Raw genomic sequence first — 20,766 nt, 5'->3', positions numbered from 1 at the left:
CCCCCACCGGGAAAAACGGTAAAAGGCAGCGAGTTCAACCATGACCAAAAACGAATATCAAACTGACATCCATGAATTGATCCAAAAAAGACCCCCACCAACCAAAAAATGGTCGACAGAGAAAAAAATTGGCATTTGACAAGTGCACGCTGTTGAGTTCTCAAAGATCGGACGCACCAACGATCCGGCTTCACAGCCATCACCGCAGGGCAACTTCACCATCTTACACATCCGGTTCTGCTTGTCAACTCGACTCAGTCAGGCGCAAGACCTCACCGCAGCCGGAGGCCAGCAGTCACAGAAGTGGAAGAAACCCATCCTAAACCGGAACCCGGCTCGCTCGCCAGGAGCAGTTCGGATGGGGTGGTTCGCTACTTGAGGGGAGACAGACCCTGAGGCCTTCCGCTCTACCCTTTGGGGCGAACAACAAGAAGATTACGCGGATCCCACCCGGCGGTCGAATCAGCCCCACATCCCGGGCGTGTCGCGCCGCTCCTCGCCCGGAAACACGCGGAACTTCAGCTGGCCCCGCGCGCTAGCGTTGAAGGCATGACCGATGAACGATGGGTGTGGGGCGTCGGCCTCGCGACGACCGCCGAAGACGGAACCGTGCTCGACACGTGGTTCCCCTCCCCCGCTGCCGGACGCATTCCACTGGGCTACGACCCTCAGATGCCGCCGGACGAACTCGACCGCCTCGCTGTGGCCGACGAACGACGCGCCGTCACGGCGGAGGTCGTCGCGATCGAGACGGACCTCGATGCCGCGCCGACCTCGACTCCGGACGCGTACCTGCGCCTTCACGCACTCTCGCACCTGCTCGTGCGACCCAACGAGGTGAACCTCGACGGGATCTTCGCGCACCTGCCGAACGTGGCGTGGACCAATGCGGGACCCATCCATCCCGACGCGCTGACGCGTCTGCGTCCGTTGCTCGCTCGCGAGGGCATCCAGGTGCAGGGACTCGACAAGTTCCCCCGCCTGCTCGACTACGTCACGCCGCCCGGCGTCCGCATCGCCGACGCGTCCCGCGTGAGGCTCGGTGCGTACCTGTCGCCCGGCACCACGGTCATGCACGAGGGCTTCGTGAACTTCAACGCCGGCACCCTGGGCCAGAGCATGGTCGAAGGACGCATCTCGCAGGGGGTGGTCGTGGGCGACGGCAGCGATATCGGCGGCGGCGCCTCGATCATGGGCACGCTCTCCGGCGGCGGCACCCACAAGGTGTCGGTCGGCGCCCGCACGCTGCTCGGCGCGAACGCCGGCATCGGCATCTCGCTCGGCGACGACTGCATCGTCGAGGCCGGGCTCTACGTGACCGCGGGCACCAAGGTCGTCCTGGCGGACGAGCCCCGTCGGGCCGACGGGACGCTTCCCACGGCGAAGGGTGCGGACCTGTCCGGCAGCGATGGGCTGCTCTTCCGCCGGAACTCGCTCACCGGAGCGGTCGAGGCCGTGCGCCGCGCAGGCGTGGGCGTCACGCTCAACGACGCGCTCCACGCCTGAGTCCTGCACGCCGAGACCGCTCCGTCACCCACGACGGGGCGGTCTCGTCGTTGCGGGCACCGGTCGACACGCACGCACGTGGGCCGGACACCTCAGCGGCGGATGGCGTTGATCGCGAGATTGAGAACGCGTCGGCGCTGAGCCTCGTCGTCGAACGAGGCTACCGCCGCGACCCCGGAGACGAGCTTCACCACGTCGCCGATCGAGATGTCGGGGTCGACGTCGCCTGCCGCCTGCGCCCTCTCGAGCAGCGGCTCCCCTGCGGAGAGCATGATGGTGCGGCACTCCGCGAGCACGGGTGAACGTCGGTTCAGCCCATCGAGCAGCGCGTGTTTGGTGCCGACGTACGCGACGAACCGGTCGAGCCACGCGCGCAGCGCCTCCCACGGCTCGAGGGCGGAGACCTCGTCGGCGGCCCTGACGAGCGCGTCGACCTCGCCCAAGTAGAGCGTCTCGATGAGGTCGTCGCGGGTCGGGAAGTTGCGGTACAGCGTCCCGATCCCGACGCCGGCCCGGCGGGCGATGTCTTCGAGCGACGCACCGGATCCCTCTTCGGCGAACGCCTCACGTCCGGCGGCCACGAGCGCATCGAAGTTCCTGGCGGCATCGGCCCTCTGCGGACGACGTGCATCCAGCCCAGACACCCGTTCGACCACTGCCATGACTGCACCATTCCGATCTGTACCCGAGCCGCGCCCTCCGGCGTCGGCGAACCTCGTGGTTGCGAAACGGAGGGCCCCTCCGCTAATGTCAAAAGCGGAGGCATCCTCCGTTCGGAGACCTCCCTCCACTTTATCCCGCATTCATCGGATCCGCACCCATCGGAAGGCCCGTCGATGCCCACTGTCCCGTTCACACCACGCGCGGCGTTCGCGGCGATCGCTCTCAGCGTCGCGTCACTCGCACTGCTCCAGAACCTCGTCATCCCCGTCATCCCCCTCATCGCCGCCGACTTCGGCGTCACGGCGGATGCGGCATCCTGGACCAACACGTCCTGGCTCATCGCCGCGGCCGTCGCCACTCCCCTGCTCGGACGGATCGGCGACCTTCGTGGCCGCCGCAACACGTTCCTGGCGGTCCTCGCCGTCGTCGCGATCGGCGACGTCGTCGCATCGTTCGCTCCGACCCTCGAGGTGCTCATCCTCGCCCGCGTGCTGCAGGGCGTCGGCGGCGCGCTGTTCCCGCTCGCGTTCGGCCTGCTCCGCGATGTCATGCCCCGCCACCAGCTCACCGGCGCGATCGGCGCCACCAGCGCCATCATCGGCATCGGCGGCGCGGCGGGCAGCGTGCTCGCAGGTCCCCTCGCCGAGCTCCTCGGGTGGCACGGGATCTTCGCCGTCCCGTTCGTGGCAGCGGTCGCGGGCATCGTGCTCACCATGATGCTCGTCCCGCCGGCGGGCCTGCGGGCAGTCGGCCGCGTCAACGTCCTGTCGGCCGTTCTGCTGTCGGGCTGGCTCATCGCGCTGCTCGTTCCGCTCAGCTCCGGTGCACGCTGGGGCTGGACCGCGCCGCTCACCCTGGCGCTGTTCGCTGCGGCCGCGCTCCTCATGATCGCGTGGGTGGTCTCCGAGCTCCGGTCTTCGGAGCCGCTCGTCGACCTGCGTCTGATGGCCTCGCGCGCGATCTGGCCCGTCAATGCCGCCGCGCTCCTCATCGGCGCAGCCGCGTTCGGGTTCTGGGGCTACCTTCCCCAGTTCCTCGAGACGCCGGTGAGCTCGGGATGGGGTCTCGGCCTCGGCGTCCAGGCCGCCGGAGTGGCACTGCTCCCGCTCCTCATCGGAATGTCGAGCGTCGGATTCGCAACGGGTGCGATCGCCCGGGTCATCCCGCTGCGGCTCATGATGGGACTCGGTGCGCTGCTCATGGCGGGCGGCGTCGTGTTCGCCGTCGTCGACCACCAGACCCTTGTCACCCTGGCGATCGCGGGCGGCGTGTTCGGGCTGGGCATCGGCCTGGCGTACGCGTCGACGGCGAGCATCATCGTCGAGAGCGTGCCCGCCGACCGGACTGGGATCGCGACCGGCGTCAACGCCAATCTGCGCACCATCGGATCGGCGATCGGCTCCGCGTTCACGACCGCCGTAGTGTTCGGTGCGGTCGAACCCGGCGGCACCCCCGCGGTCGACGGCTACGCCGTCGCCTGGCTGACCCTGGCCGCGGGAGCGGTGGTCGCCGCGGCCCTGGTGCTGACCGTTCGGCCACGTGCACGGACGGATGCCGCGGCCCAGGGCTCGCTCGAGAACGCCGACGAAGCGGCCCTCGCCGAGGTCGGCTGACTCACCGGGTCACGACCCCGCTCGACGACGATGCCGCGCCCCCACTCGGGGGCGCGGCATCCGTCACTTCCTGGTCAGGAAAGACCCGGGTAGTTGCGCTCCGCGGCGCCGATGTACAGCTGCTGCGGGCGGCCGATCTTGGTCTGCGGGTCGCTCGCGGCCTCGCGCCACTGCGCGAGCCAGCCGGGCAGGCGCCCGATGGCGAACAGCACCGTGAACATGCGTGTCGGGAAACCCATCGCCTTGTAGATCACGCCGGTGTAGAAGTCGACGTTCGGGTACAGGCGGCGGTCCTGGAAGTACGCGTCGTTGAGCGCGATCTCTTCGAGCTCCTTCGCGAGGTCCAGCAGCGGGTCGCTCACGCCGAGAGCCGACAGCACCTCGTCGGCCGACTCTTTGACCAGCTTCGCGCGCGGGTCGTAGTTCTTGTAGACGCGGTGCCCGAAGCCCATGAGCTTCACGCCGTCTTCCTTGTTCTTGACCCGCTCGACGAAGCGCTGCACGCTCTCACCGGAGTCGCGGATGCGCGCCAGCATGTCGAGCACGGCCTCGTTCGCGCCGCCGTGCAGCGGACCGTAGAGCGCATTGATGCCGGCCGAGATCGACGAGAACTGGTTCGCACCGGTCGAGCCGACGAGGCGAACCGTCGACGTCGACGCGTTCTGCTCGTGGTCCTCGTGAAGGATGAGCAGGCGCTCGAGAGCACGCGACATCACCGGATCGACCTCGTAGACCTCCGACAGGACGCCGAAGTTGAGCTTGAGGAAGTTGTCGACGAACCCCAGCGAGTTGTCGGGGTACAGGAACGCCTGGCCGATGCTCTTCTTGTGCGCGTACGCCGCGATCACAGGCAGCTTCGCGAGCATGCGGATCGTGTTCAGCTCGACGTGCTCGGGATTGTTGGGGTCGGACTGGTGCTCGTAGTACGTCGAGAGCGCGGAGACCGCCGACGACAGCACCGACATCGGGTGCGCGGTGTGCGGCAGCGCCGAGAAGAAGCGCTTGAGATCCTCGTGCAGCAGCGTGTGCCGCCGGATCTTCTCGTCGAACTCGGCCAGCTGGTCGGCGGTCGGGAGCTCGCCGTAGATGAGCAGCCACGCGACCTCGAGGTACGTGCTGTTCTTCGCGAGCTGCTCGATCGGGTAGCCGCGGTAGCGCAGCACGCCCTCGTCGCCGTCGATGTACGTGATCGCGGACTTGGTCGCCGCGGTGTTCACGAAGCCGTAGTCGAGAGCCGTGTAGCCGGTCTGGCGGGTGAGGGTGGAGAGGTCCACGCTCGGTGTGCCGTCGGTGCCCCGCAGGAGCGGGAACTCGGCGGTGCTGCCACCGATCGTGAGGGTGGCCTTCTCCTGGTGGGTGCCCGCGTCGCTCACGGCGCCTCCTCGCGATTTCTGGTCGTACCGGGGGTGTCGTCCAGTCCTGTGCGGCGCCATGGAACGGGCTGCAGCAGAACGGAGGGGCGGGACGGGGGATGCCGCGTCGCCGCGTTGTTACAGCCTAGTGCGCCGCCGCGCCTACTGTTGACACAGCCAAAGACCTGCGGCATCCGATAGAGGAATCCTCAGATCGAGATGTCTGATGCCGCGCGCAGGCGTTCGGCAGCCGCGGCGATGCGTTCGTCGGTCGCCGTGAGGGAGAGCCGGACGTGCTGCGGGAAGTGCGTGCCGTAGAAGTGGCCGGGGCCGGCGAGGATGCCGAGATCGGCGAGACGCCCGAGGCTCTCCCACGCGTCGCGCCCCTCGGTCGCCCACAGGTACAGACCCGCCTCGCTCGCGTCGATGCGGAATCCGGCCGCCTCGACCGCGGGGCGCAGCACGTCGCGTCGCCGTCGGTACAGCTCCTTCTGCGCCGCGACGTGGACGTCATCGTCGAGGGCGGCGGTCATCGCCGTCTGGACCGGGAGCGGGAGCATCAGTCCGAGGTGCTTACGCGCCGTGAGCAGGCGCGCGATCACGACGGGATCGCCGGCGAGGAACGCCGCCCGATAGCCGGCGAGGTTCGACTGCTTGCTCAGCGAGTAGACCGAGAGGATGCCGCGCAGGTCGCCTCCGGTCACGCGAGGGTCGAGCGCCGAGGGCACCGGTTCGGCGTCCCACGGGGCATCCCACCCCAGTTCTGCGTAGCACTCGTCGGACGCCAGCACGGCCCCGAGCCCACGGGCACGTCCCACCGCCGCGCTCAGGGTGTCGACGTCCAGCACGCGGCCGTCGGGATTGCCCGGGGAGTTCACCCACACCAGACGGGTGCCCTCGGGCCACTCCGCGGGATCGTCGGCGGCGACGGGCGTGGCGCCGACCAGCCGCGCGCCGACCTCGTAGGTCGGATAGGCCGCGCGGGGATGCACGACGACGTCGCCGGGCCCGAGGCCCAGCAGCAGTGGGAGGAGCGCGACGAGCTCCTTCGATCCGACGGTCGGGAGCACGTTCTCGGGGGTCAGCCCGGGGACGCCACGGCGACGGTCGTACCAGTTCGCGATGGCCGCCCGCAGCGCGGGGGTGCCGACCGTCTGGGGGTACGCATGCGCGTCGGTTGCGGCGCGAAGCGCGTCCGCGACGACGGCGGGCGTCGCATCGACCGGTGATCCGATCGACAGGTCGACGAGGCCGTCGGGGTGGGAGCGCGCGCGGGCGGCATACGGCGCCACGGCGTCCCAGGGGTAGTCGGCGAGGTCAGCGACCCCCACGTCAGTGTTCCTGCGGCGGGAGCGCCTCGATGATCGGGTGATCCTTGTGGATGACGCCGACCTTGGCGGCGCCGCCCGGGGAGCCGATGTCGTCGAAGAACTCGACGTTGGCCTTGTAGTAGTCCTGCCACTCGTCAGGCAGGTCGTCCTCGTAGTAGATCGCCTCGACGGGGCAGACGGGCTCGCAGGCGCCGCAGTCCACGCACTCGTCGGGGTGGATGTACAGCGATCGGTCGCCCTCGTAGATGCAGTCCACGGGACACTCGTCGATGCAGGCGCGGTCCTTGACGTCCACGCAGGGAAGGGCGATCACGTACGTCACCTGGCCAGTCTAGCCGCGACCTCCGATCAGGATCCGCCGTGCGACGAGCTCACTCCGTCCGGGGGATGCGATCCGGCCAGGCCACGGCCAGCGCCACGAGGATCGGAACCGCGATCGTCCACACCACGCCGAGTTCGGACTGCGGCACGACGACCGAGCCGCCGGGGCCGCTGCCCGAGAAGACGAGGGTCGAGACCATCATGCCGAGACCGGTGGCCAGCGTCGCCCAGCGATCGGAAGTGAGCAGCCGCACGGCCAGCAGCAGCGCGGCGGAGCCGATCACGGCGAGGATCAGGCCGAGCGGGAACCAGCCGATCGCGTAGGAGTGGGCCACCGTGCCGGCGACGCCATAGACCAGTCCCACCAGCAGGGCGACGATCCAGCTGCCGATGCGGGCGGGGGCGGAAGGGCGCATGCCTCGATCGTACCGACCGCACCTGTGCGGTTCTCCCCGCTCGACGGCGATCGGGGCTGAGCCGTCGGCTACGCCGCCCAGCCCCACAGACGCAGGAGTGCCGCGACGAGCGCTGCCGCGACCACCACGACGAGGAAGGGCGCCCGCAGGATCAGCAGACCCGCGGCGACGAGCACGGCCGGGACCCGCGCATCGACCACGACCGCCTGCCCCGCGCCGAGGGTCTGCACAGCGACGAGGGCGGCGAGCAGCGCCACGGTGAGGAGATCGGCGATGCGCATCGGCGTGGGGGCCTCGACCCACCTCGCGGGGATGAGGTACCCGACGGTCTTGAGCGCGACGCAGATGATCGAGGCCACGAGGATGGCCGTCCACATGTTCACGGCAGCCCCTCCCTCTCGGCGACGTCGTCGGGTTCGGACTCGACCCGGTCGTCCTCGCCGAGCCAGTTCGTCCAGCCGACCACGATTGCGACGAGGGCCGCGATGATGACCGGGAGACCGGGCATGAGCACGGGCGTGAGGACGGTCGCTACGACAGCCGCTGCCACGCCCACCACGATGGGCTGGCGGGCGCGCAGGCGCGGCCACAGGAGGGCGAGGAAAGCCGCCGCGGCGGCGGCGTCGAGTCCGTACGCCCGGACGTCGCCGAGCACGTCGCCGAGCAGCGCGCCCGCGAGCGTCGACAGGTTCCAGCCGATGTAGATCCCGATGCCCGTCACCCAGAACCCCAGGGTCCGGGCGTGCGGTGAGCGCTGAGCGAGCGCCACCGCGGTCGACTCGTCGATGGTGAACTGCGCCGCCGCGGCGCGGCGCCACAAGCCCGCACCGATCACCGGAGACATCCGGATGCCGTAGGCGACGTTGCGAACCCCGAGGAGCGCCGCGGATGCGATCGCCGCGGGCACGGCGGCCAGTCCTCCGGCGCCCACGATGCCGACGAAGGCGAACTGGGATCCGCCGGTGAACATCACGAGGCTCAGGACGCATGTCTGCCAGACATCGAGCCCCGCCGTGACCGCGAGAGCGCCGAACGAGATGCCGTACGCACTCGTCGCCAGCGCGACACCCAGCCCCTCGCGGACGGCCCTGCGGCCTTCGCCGACGCTGGGGGCATCGTCGAAGTGCGGGTCGAGGGTCACCTCGTCATGCTACCGACCGTCCCACACGGGGCGCCGGGCCGCGCTCGGGTCGGTGGCCTCGTCTGGCGGGACGGCCGCCCACGGGGAACTCTCGGGGACGCAGCATCCGGGGATTGCGCTTTCCGATTTGGCTTGCCATGCTGGGCGGTGAACCGCAGAAAACGCTTCCTCAGCTTCACAGCCGCCCCCGCGTCGTGCTCATCACGGATTCTGCACAGGACGAGGGAGTCCCATGCGAACACCGTTCCCCCTGCCCGAGCGCGCCGCGCCGTCGCCCTTCCGACGACCGCGGGCACTCTCCGTCGTCGCCGCCGTGGGCCTGGCCGCAGCGCTCGCGCTGCCCGCCTCACCGGCGACCGCTGCAGCCGCCGAATCCGGTACGGCACCGCCCGTAGACCTCGGCCGTCAGGTCATCGCGCCCGACGATGGCTGGGCCTCGTGGAGCGGCGACACGTACCCCGAGCGCGCACAGCGCCTCGCCGCGCCGACCACGGGGGGCTCCGCCGCCTCGCCCGCGGACGTGTACGTCGCCGGCACGTGGCAGGAGCTGCGCGACGCCCTCGCCGGCAGGGCGAGCGGATCGCAGAACGACGCGCGCTACAACACCGTGCCGCGCATCGTCTACATCACGGGCACGCTCGACCCGTGGCTGCGCTCCGACGGCACGCGGACGACCTGCGACGACATCGCCGCGCAGATCACCGTCGCGGGATCCGGCGCGCCCTTCTCGATGGACGACTACATCGCCGCGTTCGGACCCGGGGTCGATCCCTCCGGCCCTCTCGAGGCCGCTCGCGTAGAGGCCGCGGCGCTGCAGGCGAGGCTCACGCTGCAGCACATCGGCTCGAACGTCACTCTTGTCGGCGTCGGCGACGACGCGCATGTCGTCGGAGCGTCGCTGCGAATCCGCGACGCCTCGAACGTCATCGTGCGCAACCTCTCGCTGTCCGACGCGTACGACTGCTTTCCCCAATGGGATGCCAATGACGCGGGCGGCAACTGGAACTCGGCGTACGACAACCTCTCGGTGTGGACATCGACGAGCGTGTGGATCGATCACAACACGTTCGGCGACGGCGACCACCCCGCGGCGAGCCTCGACACGGTCTACGGGCGTCCGTTCGAGGTGCACGACGGGCTCGTCGACATCACCCACGGCTCCGACCTCGTCACCATGTCGTGGAACTGGCTGCAGCATCACGACAAGACCGACATCATCGGCTCGTCGGACTCGCGCCTGCAGGATCGGGGCCAGCACCGCGTCACGCAGCACCACAATCGGTGGACCGACATCGGCCAGCGCGGCCCGCGCGTGCGCTTCGGCGACGTGCACGTCTACAACAACCTGTACGAGCAGACGGATGCCACGACCCGGGGCTCGTCGGAAGGCTACGACTTCTTCCAGTACTTCTGGGGAGCGGGTCGCGAGAGCAGCATCGTCGCCGAGTCCAACGCCGTCGAGCTGATCGACCCCGCGAGCGCCTCGCGGATCATCGCCGGCTGGGGCGGCACCGAGCTGTCCGCCACCGACACGCTCGTGAACGGGGAGATCGTCGACGTGCTCGCGGCGTACAACGCCGGCGCCGCCGCCCCGCTGTCCCCCGCGGTTCGGTGGGATCCCGCTGACGCCTACGCGTACACGCTCACACCGGTCGGCGACGTCGCCGAGACGGTGCGTGCGGGAGCCGGCGCGGGCGTGCTCGCCTCGGGCACGCCCGTCGCCACCGGCGCGCCGGGCGCGTTCACGCTGTCGCACGACAGCGGCTGGGACACGGGCCTGCGCGACGGCGACTACCGGGTGACGGCCGACCTCTGGTGGGGTCAGAACGCCACGGTGGTCAAGCTCTACGAGAACGGCACGCTCGTCGGCGCGCAGTCGATGGCCGGGGCGTCCCCCGCCGCGCAGCGCACCGCGTTCGACATCGCCGGCAGGACGAACGGCACGTACGCGTACGAACTCGTCGCGCTCAACCCCCACGGCGAGTCGCGGTCGCGGAAGCTCACGGTGACGGTGACGGATGCCGCACCCGCCATTGCGGCACTGAGCGTCTCCGGCGTCTGGACCGGCGACGTCACGATCACGGCGAACCTGTGGTGGGGCACCAACGCGAGCGAATACGTGCTGTTCCAGGACGGCGTCGAAATCGATCGTCAGGCTCTCACGACCGCGACACCCAACGCCCAGCGCGCGACGACGTCGCTCGGCGCACTGTCTCCCGGCACGTACGAGTTCACGGCGGTGCTGTCCAACGCCGCGGGATCGACGACGGCGCGACCGATCACGGTGACGGTGAAGGGCTGACAACGACGGATGCCGCGACCCCGCGCATCGAAAAGGCGCAGGGTCGCGGCATCCGTGTCACTGCTTACGCGTTGGCGTCCTGGCGCTTGAGGCGCGAGGCGGCGCGGCCGCGCTCGGTGGCGTCGAGGATCACCTTGCGGATGCGCACCTTCTCGGGCGTCACCTCGACGCACTCGTCGTCGCGCGCGAACTCGAGGCTCTCCTCCAGCGAGAGCAGGCGCGGCGGAGTCATCGACTCGAACGCGTCAGCGGTCGAGGACCGCATGTTCGTGAGCTTCTTCTCCTTGGTGATGTTCACGTCCATGTCGTCGGCGCGCGAGTTCTCGCCGACGACCATGCCCTCGTAGACCTCTTCGGTGGGCTGCACGAAGAAGCTCATGCGCTCCTGCAGCGCGATCATCGCGAACGGCGTGACGACACCCGAGCGGTCGGCGACGATCGAGCCGTTCTGGCGGGCGACGATGTGGCCCGCCCAGTCGTCGTAGCCGTGCGAGATCGCGTTGGCGATGCCGGTGCCGCGCGTCATCGAGAGGAACTCGGTGCGGAAGCCGATGAGACCGCGCGAGGGGACGATGAACTCCATGCGCACCCAGCCGGTGCCGTGATTGACCATCGTCTCCATGCGGCCCTTGCGCGACGCCATCAGCTGGGTGATCGCGCCGAGGTACTCCTCGGGGGCGTCGATGGTGAGGTGCTCGAAGGGCTCCTTGACCTTGCCGTCCTCACCCTTGCGCGTGACGACCTGGGGCTTGCCGACCGTGAGCTCGAAGCCCTCGCGGCGCATGTTCTCGACGAGGATCGCGAGGGCGAGCTCACCGCGACCCTGCACCTCCCACGCGTCGGGGCGGCCGATGTCGACGACCTTGAGCGAGACGTTGCCGATGAGCTCGCGGTCGAGGCGGTCCTTCACCATGCGGGCGGTGACCTTGTGGCCCTTGACCTTGCCGACCAGCGGCGACGTGTTCGTTCCGATGGTCATCGAGATGGCGGGGTCGTCCACCGTGATCGCCGGGAGCGGCCGGACGTCCTCGGGGTCGGCGATGGTCTCGCCGATCGTGATCTCCTCGATGCCGGCGATGGCGACGATGTCACCGGGGCCGGCCTCTTCGGCGGGGTAGCGCTCGAGGGCGCGGGTCTTGAGGAGCTCGGTGATGCGGGCGTTCGAGTGCGTGCCGTCGTGACGCACCCACGCGACCGTCTGGCCCTTCTTGAGCGTGCCGTTGAAGACGCGAAGGAGGGCGAGGCGGCCGAGGAACGGGCTCGAGTCGAGGTTCGTCACCCACGCCTGCAACGGAGCCTCGTCGTCGTATGCCGGAGCCGGCACGTGCTCGAGGATGGCCTCGAACAGCGGCTCGAGATCAGCGTTGTCGGGCAGCTCGCCATTGGCGGGACGGGTGCGGGATGCTGCGCCCGCGCGCCCGCTCGCATACACGACGGGCACGTCGAGCAGGGCGTCGATGTCGAGGTCGGGCACATCCTCGTGAAGGTCGGACGCGAGGCCGAGCAGCAGGTCGTGAGCCTCTTCCTCGACCTCGGCGATGCGCGCGTCGGGGCGGTCGGTCTTGTTGACCAGGAGGATGACGGGCAGCTTCGCCTCGAGCGCCTTGCGCAGCACGAAGCGGGTCTGCGGGAGCGGGCCCTCGCTCGCGTCGACGAGGAGCACGACGCCGTCGACCATCGACAGGCCGCGCTCGACCTCACCGCCGAAGTCGGCGTGGCCGGGCGTGTCGATCACGTTGATCGTGACCGGGACGTCGGTGTGGGCGCCGTTGTAGGTGATCGCGGTGTTCTTCGCGAGGATCGTGATGCCTTTTTCGCGCTCGAGGTCGTTCGAGTCCATCGCGCGCTCTTCGACGTGCGCGTGCTCGCCGAACGAGCCGGTCTGGCGGAGCATCGCGTCGACGAGAGTGGTCTTGCCGTGGTCGACGTGAGCGACGATAGCCACGTTGCGGAGGTCCGGACGGAGGGCGCGCGCCATGAGGGAATCCTTGAAAGAGAATGGGGATGCCGGAATGCCGGCATCCCCATTCTATTGGGCGCTGCTGTGTATCGCCTTTCGGCGGCGGATCAGCCCTCCAGGCCCGCTTCGAGCAGCGCTGCACGCGCCTCGCGGCGCACGCGCTGCTCCTCGGGGTCGGGCACCGGGATGGCGGCGATGAGGCGACGCGTGTAGTCCTCCTTGGGCGCGCGGAGGATCTGCCCGGTCGCACCCTGCTCGACGATCTTGCCGTGGTGCATCACGATGATGCGGTCCGCCAGCGAGTCGACGACCGCCAGGTCGTGGCTGATGAACAGGCACGCGAAGCCCATGTCGGCCTGGAGCTGGCGAAGCAGCTGCAGCACGGTCGCCTGCACCGACACGTCCAGCGCCGAGGTGGGCTCGTCGGCGATGAGCAGCTTGGGCTGCAGCGACAGGGCGCGCGCGATGCCGACGCGCTGCTTCTGACCGCCCGACAGCTCGTGCGGGTAGCGGTTGCGGTAGGAGCGCGGGAGCTCGACCGAGTCCAGCAGCTCCTGCACACGCACGTCGAGCTGGCGGCCCTTCGCGACGCCGGCCAGCAGCATCGGCTCCCCGATCGACTGGCCGATGGGCAGACGCGGGTTGAGCGACGACGACGGGTCCTGGAAGACGATGCCGACATCCTTGTGCACCTTGTGGAGGAGGCGCCGGTCGGCCTTGGAGATGTCGGAGCCGACGACCTCGGCCCTGCCTTCCGCGATCGGCAGCAGGCCGATGGCGGCGCGACCGACTGTGGTCTTGCCCGAGCCGGACTCGCCCACGAGGCCCGTGACCTCACCCGGGTAGATCGAGAAGTTCGCATGCTCGACCGCCCGGAAGGCGGGCACGCGCCCGCGCTTCGGGTAGTCGATCGCAACGTCCTGGAAGTCGAGCACGGGGGCGCCCAGGCCCTGGCGGCGCTCAGCGTCCTGGCGCGCGGCGACCTCGGCCAGGCGGATCACCGACGTGTCGCCGGCGAGGGCGGCCGTGGTGTCGATCGACTCCCCCTGCGCGTCGCCGATGCGGGGCACCGCTGCGAGGAGCTGCTGCGTGTAGGGGTGCGTGGGGCGGTTGAACACCGCATCGACCGAGCCGCGCTCGACGATCTCGCCCTTGCGCATCACGACGATGTCGTCGGCGATATCGGCCACCACGCCCATGTCGTGCGTGATGATGAGGATCGCCGAGTCGAGGCGGTGCCGGAGGTCCCGCATGAGGTCGAGGATCTCGGCCTGCACGGTCACGTCGAGGGCCGTGGTCGGCTCGTCGGCGATCAGCAGCTGAGGATCGCACGAGATCGACTGCGCGATCATGGCGCGTTGACGCTGACCACCCGACAGCTGGTGCGGATACGAGTTGAACGCCTTCAGCGGATCGGGCAGCTCCACCATGTCGAGCAGCTCCAGCGCGCGGGTGCGCGCGGCACTCGGCGTCATGCCCTGGTGGATGCGCAGGGTCTCGATGATCTGGAATCCGACCGTGAACACAGGGTTCAGCGCGGTCATCGGCTCTTGGAAGATCACCGCGATCTCGCGGCCGCGCACACGACGCAGGTCGTCCTTGCGGAGCCCGAGGATCTCGCGCCCGGCGAGCTTGACGCTGCCGGTCACCCGGGCGTTGGACGGCAGGAGCCCGAGCATCGCCATCGAGCTCGCGCTCTTGCCGGAGCCGGACTCGCCGACGATCGCGAGGGCCTTGCCCGACTCGACGGAGTAGTTCAGCTTCTTCGCTGCCGGCACCCAGTAGTTGTCGACGGCGAAGTCCACGGACAGGCCGCTCACTTCCAGCAGCGGACTGCCGGTCACGGGAGTGGGGGACGCGTTCATTTCATGGTCCTTGTGGGATCGATTGAGAGAATGAGGGGGTGACCGACCGTGCGATCCGCATCGACTCCCGTTTCAACCGCATTGCTGCCGTCATCGTCTGGAGTCTTGCGGCGCTCGCAGTGATCACCGCCGTATGGAGCGCGGACCCGCGGCTGACGTGGGTCTACGCCGCAGCCCCGCTGGCGGCTCTGCTCGGCTGGATGGCGCTGTGGCGCCCCTGCGTCGAGGTGTCGGATCGCGGTGTGCGCATCGAGAACGTGAGCCACGACGTCGATGTGCCGTGGGAGGCCCTCGTGCACGTCGAGACGGCACGCGCCCTGACGCTGCACACGCCGTCCGGCAGCTTCACTGCCTGGTCGGCGCCGGCGCCCGGCTTCTTCACCACGATGATGGGCAACGCGAGGGCCCGCCGCGAGGCGAGCGCCGCCGGTGGCGACGCCCGCCCGAGCGACCGCATGGGCACCGACTCGGGCAACGCGGCTCTCGTCGTGCGAGAGTCGTGGCGCAGCCGCCTCGATGCCGGTCAGGTGGAACTCGGCGTGGCCGATGAGACGCCCGTCAAGCGCCACTGGCACGTGACGTTCCTCATCGCGTCGATCGTGCTCGCCGCGGCGTCGATCGCGCTGATCATCGCCACCGGCTGAGAGCCTGGCGCGCATCATCCGCGGCGATCCGGGTCGGGCGCGATCTCGTCGTCGAGGACATCGTCGGGGCGGTCGCTCGTGACGCCCTCGACGATCGCCGCACCGCCGGCCGTGACCAGCGCACCCTCGGGCACGTCGGCGGTCGTGCCGGCCACGATGACCGCATCCTCCGGGAGATCCTTGACCTTGCGGAAGACGATGCGCTTCTGACGCGGGTCGAACGCATCACGCAGGCCGTCGCCGACGAAGTTCACGAGGAGCGACAGGATCACGATGAACGCCGCCGGCCACCAGAACAGCCACGGGCGCGTCTGGAACGCCGACTCGTTCGCCGAGATCAGCAGACCCAGCGACACGTCCGGCGCGCGCACGCCGTACCCGAGGAACGACAGGGACGTCTCGAGGATGATCGCTGCAGCGATCAGCAGTGTCGTCGCCACGATGACCACGCCGATCGCGTTCGGCAGGATGTGCTTGAAGATGATGCGGACATCCGATGCGCCGGCCACGCGTGCCGCCTCGACGAACTCGCGCTCACGAAGCGTCAGGAACTCCGCGCGCACGAGTCGGGCGATTCCCGTCCAGACGAAGAATCCGAGGAACAGCGCCAGCAGCAGCGGACCGAGGTTTCCCACCGCCGATCCGACGACCGCGCCGATCACGATCACCGGGATCACGATGACGATGTCGGTCAGGCGCATCAGCACCGCGTCGACCCACCCACGGTAGTAGCCCGCGAGAGCACCGACCACGACGCCGAGGAAGGCGCCGATGAGGCCGATGATGAACATCATGTAGGACGAGTTGACGAGGCCGCGCATGACCATCGCGAAGTAGTCCTTGCCGACCGTGTTCTGGCCGAACGGGTGATCGCCGAGCGAGAACGGCCAGAGCGTCAGCGTGGGCTTGCCGCCGTTGCTGATCGGGATCAGCTCTTCGTAGTTCCACTTCCACCAGCCCGGGATGGGGCCGATGCCGGTCGCCGAGATGGCGAAGCCGACGATGAGGACGAAGAGGATCGCGCTGACCACTGCGGGCTTGTGGGCGATGAAGCGCCGGAACGTCAGGCGTCCCTGGCTGATGCCGCGTTCGTCGGCGGTCTGGACGTGCACGCCTGCGTCGGAGGGTGCGGTAGGTGGCTCGAGGGCCGGATCGATGGGGATCGACATTACTTGACCCTCACTCTCGGGTCGATCGCCGAGTACGCGAGGTCGGCGAGGAAGTTGAACGTGATGGCGAACACTGCGATGACGACGAAGTACGCCATGACGGGGTTCGGGTCGGCGTGCTGCAGACCCTGGTTGAACAGCGCGCCCATACCGCTGAACGCGAAGATGCGCTCGGTGATGATCGCACCACCGATCAGCGCGCCGACATCGGCCGCGACGATCGTGGTGATCGGGATGAGCGAGTTGCGGAACGCGTGGCGCACGACCACGGTCCGTTCGGGGAGACCCTTCGCGCGAGCCGTGCGGATGTAGTCCTGGTTCAGCGTCTCGAGCATGCCGCCACGCGCGTAGCGCGTGTACGCCGCGAACGAGATCAGCATGAGGCTGATGGTGGGCAGCAGCAGGTGGGTGAAGGTGTCGATGCTCTGAATCCACCAGTCGCCCTGCAGGTTGGGCGTCTGCGAACCGATGGTCGCGATCGGGCGCCCGTTCACCTTCGGGTTGTTGACGTACGAGTTCCAGTTCTGCATGAACTGGTCCAGGACGATCACGCCCATGCCGAGCAGACCCGAGAGCACGCCGATGCGGATCGCCTGGCCCTTGTCGTACTCACCGAGGAACCAGCCCGCCGCCGCGCCGACGAGAGCCGCCGCCACGAACAGGGCGAGGACCCCCCAGCCGTTGAACGACTTGAGGAACGGCTGGAGCACGAAGTACGCCGCGATGAGCACGATCGCGGTGACACCGGCGGTGCGCCACGCGTAGCGCGCACGGGGTCCGGCGATGATGAGGACCATGCCCGCCGCGAACGCCGCGATCAGCAGCGGCGTGAGGATCGGTCCGAGCGACGGGTTGAGGAACCACGCCGTCACACTCATGCCGTAGAGCATCGCTCCGCTGGTCACCACGGAGGCGGCGAAGACGATCAGGCGGCGCTGCCTGGGTCCGCCGATGATCGCCTGCCAGAAGACGCCGGAGACGAGACTGAGTGCGATGATCCACGGCCATGTGAACACCGGACTGTCGAGCCAGTCGTTGAAGCCGAGGGCGAAGAAGACCTTGAGGAGAACACCCATCACGAACGACGGCAGCGAGTAGAACAGGAAGCTGGCGAACGTGAACGAGTAGTCGATCGCGCTGTACTGGCGAAGCGCCGACACGATGCCGACGAGCACGCCGAGGACGATGGCGAGGATCGTCGAAGCGGTGACGAGCTGGAGCGTCGCGCCCATCGCACGTGCGAGGACGATCGTCACCGGCTGGTTCTGGATGGTGACGCCGAGGTCGCAGCCGCCGAACGGGATGACGCAGCGTGCGGCGCCGAGCAGCCAGTTGAACCAGCGGACGGGGATGGGCTGGTCGAGGTTCAGCCACGCGATGCGCTGTGCGATCAGCGCGTCGCGGTTCGGGCTGTTGGAGGCGTACAGGTCCTCGAGCGGGTCTTTGGCAAGAGCCACGAGGGTGTACATCAGGAAGGATGCGGCGATGAGGATCAGGATCGAAACCCCGATGCGCCGCAGAACGAAGCTAAGCACTGGGCTGGCCCTTCATGCAGAAAAGGTAGCAGGCGGGCGACGACGGCAGCAGAGGCCGGGCGTCGGGTTCGCCGGCTGGGGACGGGAAGACACACGCACGGGGCGCCGGGCTGTTAGCACCCGACGCCCCATGGCGTGGTGTTTCAGATCGTCACCGGATTAACCGGTGACCGTCCACTCCCAGAAGTTCCAGAACACACCGGTCTGGTTGCCCATGAAGGTGATGCCCTCGACGCGGTCGGTGTGCGCCTCGAGGCCGGGGCCCTGGAAGAGCGGCAGACCGTACGCGTCGGAGAACAGCTCGGTGTCCGCCTCGATCGTCATCTCGTCGATCTTGTCGGTGTCGAGCGTCTGCGGGATCGTGCGAGCGATCTCGTCGACGGTGTCGTTGGCGTACTTGTTGAAGTTGCTGCCACCGAAGCTGGCGAAGATCTGCGGGATGGTGCCGTTGCCGACACCGGGCGAGATCCAGCCGAAGATGACGGCGTCGTAGATGTCCGAACCGAGCTGCGCGCTCCAGTCCTCACGGCCCACATCCTCGATCACGAAGCCGGCCTGCGAAGCCGAGGCCTGGATGGCCTCGAACGCCGCGACGCGGTTCGGGTTGTTGATGTTGTACATGAGGCGGATCGTCGGGGTCGCACCGGCGAGGAGCTCCTTGGCGCCCTCGATGTCGACGTCGGCGTACGCGTCCGAGCCGTTGGCCGCGACAGCGTCCTCGTACGGCTTCTGGGCCGGGATGAAGAGGTTCGAGTTGAGAACCTCAGCCTCGGGGTTGACGGGCTTGATGAGCGTGTCGACGAGCTGCTGACGCGGGATCGTCTTGAGGAACGCCTCACGGACGTTCTTCTCGGCGAAGGGGCCGGCGAACGTCAGGTCGAGGTGGTCGTAGTTGAGCGCATCGCCCTGGAGGACCTCGACGCCGTCGATCGCCTGCAGCGCGGTGAGGGTGTCGCCGCTCGCCTGCGGGGCGATCACGTCGACCTCGCCGTTCTGGAGGGCGGTCACCTGAGCCTGAGCGTCACCGATGAAGCGGATGACCATCTCGGAGAACTGCGGCTTGAGGTCACCGGTGTACTTGTCGTTGAGCTTCAGCGTCATCGACTGCGTGGGCTCCCACGAGTCGATGATCCACGGGCCGCTCGAGAGGTACAGCGACGGGTCGTCCGGCAGCGACGTCATGTCGAAGCCCGAGTTCCAGAAGTCAGCCGCAGCCTTGAGCGTCTCGTTGACCGGAGCCGGAGCAGCGGCGTCGCCGCGCGGGCTGGTCAGGATCGTGTCGATGAGCTCGGCCTGGTCGACGCCGGCCTTCTCGGCGACGACGTGGACCGGCTGGTCGATGAGACCGACGATGTTCCAGTCGACGAAGGGGACGTCGTACTCGAGCGTGAGCGAGAGCTTGTCATCGGCGACATCCGTGATCGTCGAGGCGTTGACACCCTCGGTGCTGCCCGCGTACGCGAAGTACTTCGTGCCGCTGACCGGCTCACCCGACTCGGGGTCGAGCGTCGCGTCGTCGAAGATGCCCGAGGTCGCAGCCCAGCCGAAGATCAGGTCGTCGGTCGTGATGGGCTCGCCGTCGGACCACTCGAGGCCGTCGTTGAGGGTGTACTTGACCTGGAGGGGGTCCTCGCTGACGACCTCCATCTTGCCGAACGACTCGTCAGGGACGACCTCGTAGGTGTCGCTGACGTAGTAGAAGCCGGCGCGGGTCAGGTAGTTGACCTTGCCGTTGATGTCGAGGTTGCCGTTGTCGCTGTTCGAGTTCGTACCCGTGAACTCGTTCACCTCAGCGATGGTCACCGCGGCGTCGGCGGTGTCCCCGGTCTCCTCCGTCGCCGGTGGGGTCGTCGAGCAGCCGGCGAGGACCAGTGCGGTCACGCCGACGCCCGCCGCGACTCCGAGTGCGCGCATGCGCCACGTCGTCTTGTCAGACACTTGTGTCTCCTCTGTGCAGGGTAATGCGCGCGGATCCGGCCGGAAGCCGGACCTGCGCGCGGATGGGAAAACGATAAGCACCGGTTGTGAGATGGTCAAAACGATCGGCGAAAACGTTACAGAGCCTTAACTCAATCGACGCGGAGTGTGACAATCTGACAAGATGACGCCGCCGAACCGGCCCACAGGTCAGAGGGATTCGACTACCCTTTCGCCCCTCACGCCGTATGACCGCCGACGCCTCACGTGGGAGGTCTGGATCGTCCTCGCGATCACGGTCGGGCAGTCCGCGCTGTACTCGGTGCTGTCGCTCGTGCGCAAACTCCTCGCGCCCGTTCCGCTCGGCCAGCAGCAGACCCAGGTGAACCCGTCGAGGGACGCGCAGGCGGTCTGGGATGTCGTGTACCAGGTGCTCGCCGTCTTCTTCGCGCTCGCCCTCGTGGCGCTCGTCGTCTACCTGCTGTGGGAGCCCGGCAGCAATGCGCTGCGCCGCATCGGGCTGGACTTCTCGCGGTTCGGCGGAGACCTCGGCCGCGGCATCCTCCTCGCCGCGGTCATCGGCGTGCCGGGGCTCGCGCTCTACGCGGCCGGGCGCGCGCTCGGGATCACGGTCGCAGTGGTCGCCTCTCCCCTCGACGCGGCGTGGTGGACCGTGCCGTTGCTGGTGCTGTCGGCACTGCGGGCGGGATTGACCGAAGAGGTGATCTTCATCGGCTACCTCTTCGACCGGCTGCGACGGTTCGGCTGGAACGACTGGGCCATCATCCTGACCTCCGCCGGCTTGCGCGGCGCTTACCACGCCTACCAGGGCATCGGTGCGATCGTCGGCAACTTCGTGATGGGCGTGGTCTTCGGCTGGTGCTATCGGCGCTGGGGTCGCATCATGCCGCTCGTGATCGCGCACACGCTCCTCGACGTCGTCGCATTCGTGGGGTATCCCCTGGCCGCGGCGCTGTGGCCCGGCGTCTTCGCCCCGATCCCGGCCCCCACCCCCCCCCCCCCCCCCCCCC

General features: G+C 68.6%; 17 protein-coding genes. 5 read left to right on the top strand and 12 right to left on the bottom strand.

Features of this window, described 5'->3' with window-relative positions; translation table 11 throughout:
* Positions 1–549 precede the first annotated feature (549 nt).
* Positions 550–1,506, top strand: a complete 957-nt coding sequence (gene dapD, locus RS82_RS00540) for a 2,3,4,5-tetrahydropyridine-2,6-dicarboxylate N-succinyltransferase (protein WP_045296168.1) — start codon at positions 550–552, stop codon at positions 1,504–1,506.
* 92 nt (positions 1,507–1,598) lie between these two features.
* Here dapD and RS82_RS00535 read toward each other — a convergent pair whose 3' ends face one another.
* On the bottom strand, positions 1,599–2,168 hold the full coding sequence (locus RS82_RS00535; protein ID WP_045296167.1) for a TetR/AcrR family transcriptional regulator: 570 nt from the start codon (positions 2,166–2,168) through the stop codon (positions 1,599–1,601).
* 174 nt (positions 2,169–2,342) lie between these two features.
* On the opposite strand from RS82_RS00535, the gene RS82_RS00530 reads away from it, so the two are divergent.
* Positions 2,343–3,782 (top strand): MFS transporter, encoded by a 1,440-nt coding sequence (locus tag RS82_RS00530; RefSeq protein WP_045296166.1) that lies wholly within the window; start codon positions 2,343–2,345, stop codon positions 3,780–3,782.
* A gap of 74 nt (positions 3,783–3,856) precedes the next feature.
* Here RS82_RS00530 and RS82_RS00525 read toward each other — a convergent pair whose 3' ends face one another.
* From RS82_RS00525 to RS82_RS00500, 6 genes are all read right to left on the bottom strand, one after another.
* Positions 3,857–5,155: a citrate synthase gene (locus RS82_RS00525; protein WP_084695376.1), complete on the bottom strand. Its 1,299-nt coding sequence runs from the start codon at positions 5,153–5,155 to the stop codon at positions 3,857–3,859.
* A gap of 188 nt (positions 5,156–5,343) precedes the next feature.
* The gene (dapC, locus tag RS82_RS00520; protein ID WP_045296165.1) at positions 5,344–6,465 is read right to left on the bottom strand and encodes a succinyldiaminopimelate transaminase; all 1,122 of its coding nucleotides are present in this window, start codon (positions 6,463–6,465) and stop codon (positions 5,344–5,346) included.
* A 1-nt stretch (position 6,466) separates the two neighbouring features.
* Positions 6,467–6,787 (bottom strand): ferredoxin, encoded by a 321-nt coding sequence (gene fdxA / locus RS82_RS00515; protein ID WP_018170155.1) that lies wholly within the window; start codon positions 6,785–6,787, stop codon positions 6,467–6,469.
* A 49-nt stretch (positions 6,788–6,836) separates the two neighbouring features.
* A complete protein-coding gene (locus RS82_RS00510; RefSeq protein WP_045296164.1) occupies positions 6,837–7,202 on the bottom strand; it encodes a DUF6113 family protein in 366 nt (121 codons plus the stop codon).
* A gap of 68 nt (positions 7,203–7,270) precedes the next feature.
* On the bottom strand, positions 7,271–7,585 hold the full coding sequence (locus RS82_RS00505) for an AzlD domain-containing protein (RefSeq protein WP_045296163.1): 315 nt from the start codon (positions 7,583–7,585) through the stop codon (positions 7,271–7,273).
* Positions 7,582–8,343, bottom strand: a complete 762-nt coding sequence (locus RS82_RS00500) for an AzlC family ABC transporter permease (RefSeq protein ID WP_045296161.1) — start codon at positions 8,341–8,343, stop codon at positions 7,582–7,584. Before RS82_RS00500 ends, RS82_RS00505 begins: the two co-directional genes overlap by 4 nt.
* A gap of 232 nt (positions 8,344–8,575) precedes the next feature.
* On the opposite strand from RS82_RS00500, the gene RS82_RS00495 reads away from it, so the two are divergent.
* Positions 8,576–10,645 (top strand): pectate lyase family protein, encoded by a 2,070-nt coding sequence (locus RS82_RS00495; protein WP_052676620.1) that lies wholly within the window; start codon positions 8,576–8,578, stop codon positions 10,643–10,645.
* Between the two features lie 64 nt (positions 10,646–10,709).
* Here the strand turns inward: RS82_RS00495 and typA are convergent, their stop codons facing one another.
* Positions 10,710–12,623, bottom strand: a complete 1,914-nt coding sequence (gene typA / locus RS82_RS00490; RefSeq protein WP_045296160.1) for a translational GTPase TypA — start codon at positions 12,621–12,623, stop codon at positions 10,710–10,712.
* 89 nt (positions 12,624–12,712) lie between these two features.
* Positions 12,713–14,470, bottom strand: a complete 1,758-nt coding sequence (locus tag RS82_RS00485) for an ABC transporter ATP-binding protein (RefSeq protein WP_045296159.1) — start codon at positions 14,468–14,470, stop codon at positions 12,713–12,715.
* Positions 14,471–14,508: 38 nt separating this feature from the next.
* On the opposite strand from RS82_RS00485, the gene RS82_RS00480 reads away from it, so the two are divergent.
* Positions 14,509–15,114, top strand: a complete 606-nt coding sequence (locus RS82_RS00480; RefSeq protein WP_045296158.1) for a hypothetical protein — start codon at positions 14,509–14,511, stop codon at positions 15,112–15,114.
* A gap of 14 nt (positions 15,115–15,128) precedes the next feature.
* Here the strand turns inward: RS82_RS00480 and RS82_RS00475 are convergent, their stop codons facing one another.
* The 3 genes from RS82_RS00475 to RS82_RS00465 form a co-directional block, all read right to left on the bottom strand.
* Complete coding sequence (locus tag RS82_RS00475) at positions 15,129–16,283, bottom strand: ABC transporter permease (RefSeq protein ID WP_045296157.1); 1,155 nt, start codon at positions 16,281–16,283, stop codon at positions 15,129–15,131.
* On the bottom strand, positions 16,283–17,818 hold the full coding sequence (locus RS82_RS00470) for an ABC transporter permease (RefSeq protein ID WP_045296156.1): 1,536 nt from the start codon (positions 17,816–17,818) through the stop codon (positions 16,283–16,285). Before RS82_RS00470 ends, RS82_RS00475 begins: the two co-directional genes overlap by 1 nt.
* Positions 17,819–17,977: 159 nt before the next feature.
* Positions 17,978–19,756 carry an ABC transporter family substrate-binding protein gene (locus RS82_RS00465; RefSeq protein ID WP_245619473.1) on the bottom strand — a complete coding sequence of 593 codons (1,779 nt, stop codon included), beginning with the start codon at positions 19,754–19,756 and terminating at the stop codon, positions 17,978–17,980.
* A gap of 163 nt (positions 19,757–19,919) precedes the next feature.
* On the opposite strand from RS82_RS00465, the gene RS82_RS00460 reads away from it, so the two are divergent.
* Positions 19,920–20,766, top strand: an 847-nt coding sequence (locus RS82_RS00460) for a CPBP family intramembrane glutamic endopeptidase (protein WP_045296155.1), incomplete at its 3' end; no start/stop codon positions are given.

Origin of the sequence: Microbacterium trichothecenolyticum (assembly GCF_000956465.1) — a bacterium.
GTDB lineage: Bacteria > Actinomycetota > Actinomycetes > Actinomycetales > Microbacteriaceae > Microbacterium > Microbacterium trichothecenolyticum.
The sequence above is the reverse complement of the archived record's forward strand: the minus strand, read 5'-3'. Positions and strand labels throughout refer to the sequence as shown.

Bases quoted from the DNA above. Each gene is read 5' to 3' on its own strand.
- dapD (WP_045296168.1), top strand. From the start codon at position 550: ATGACCGATGAACGATGGGTGTGGGGCGTCGGCCTCGCGACGACCGCC.
- RS82_RS00535 (WP_045296167.1), bottom strand. From the start codon at position 2,168: ATGGCAGTGGTCGAACGGGTGTCTGGGCTGGATGCACGTCGTCCGCAG.
- RS82_RS00530 (WP_045296166.1), top strand. From the start codon at position 2,343: ATGCCCACTGTCCCGTTCACACCACGCGCGGCGTTCGCGGCGATCGCT.
- RS82_RS00510 (WP_045296164.1), bottom strand. From the start codon at position 7,202: ATGCGCCCTTCCGCCCCCGCCCGCATCGGCAGCTGGATCGTCGCCCTG.
- RS82_RS00495 (WP_052676620.1), top strand. From the start codon at position 8,576: ATGCGAACACCGTTCCCCCTGCCCGAGCGCGCCGCGCCGTCGCCCTTC.
- typA (WP_045296160.1), bottom strand. From the start codon at position 12,623: ATGGCGCGCGCCCTCCGTCCGGACCTCCGCAACGTGGCTATCGTCGCT.
- RS82_RS00485 (WP_045296159.1), bottom strand. From the start codon at position 14,470: ATGAACGCGTCCCCCACTCCCGTGACCGGCAGTCCGCTGCTGGAAGTG.
- RS82_RS00475 (WP_045296157.1), bottom strand. From the start codon at position 16,283: ATGTCGATCCCCATCGATCCGGCCCTCGAGCCACCTACCGCACCCTCC.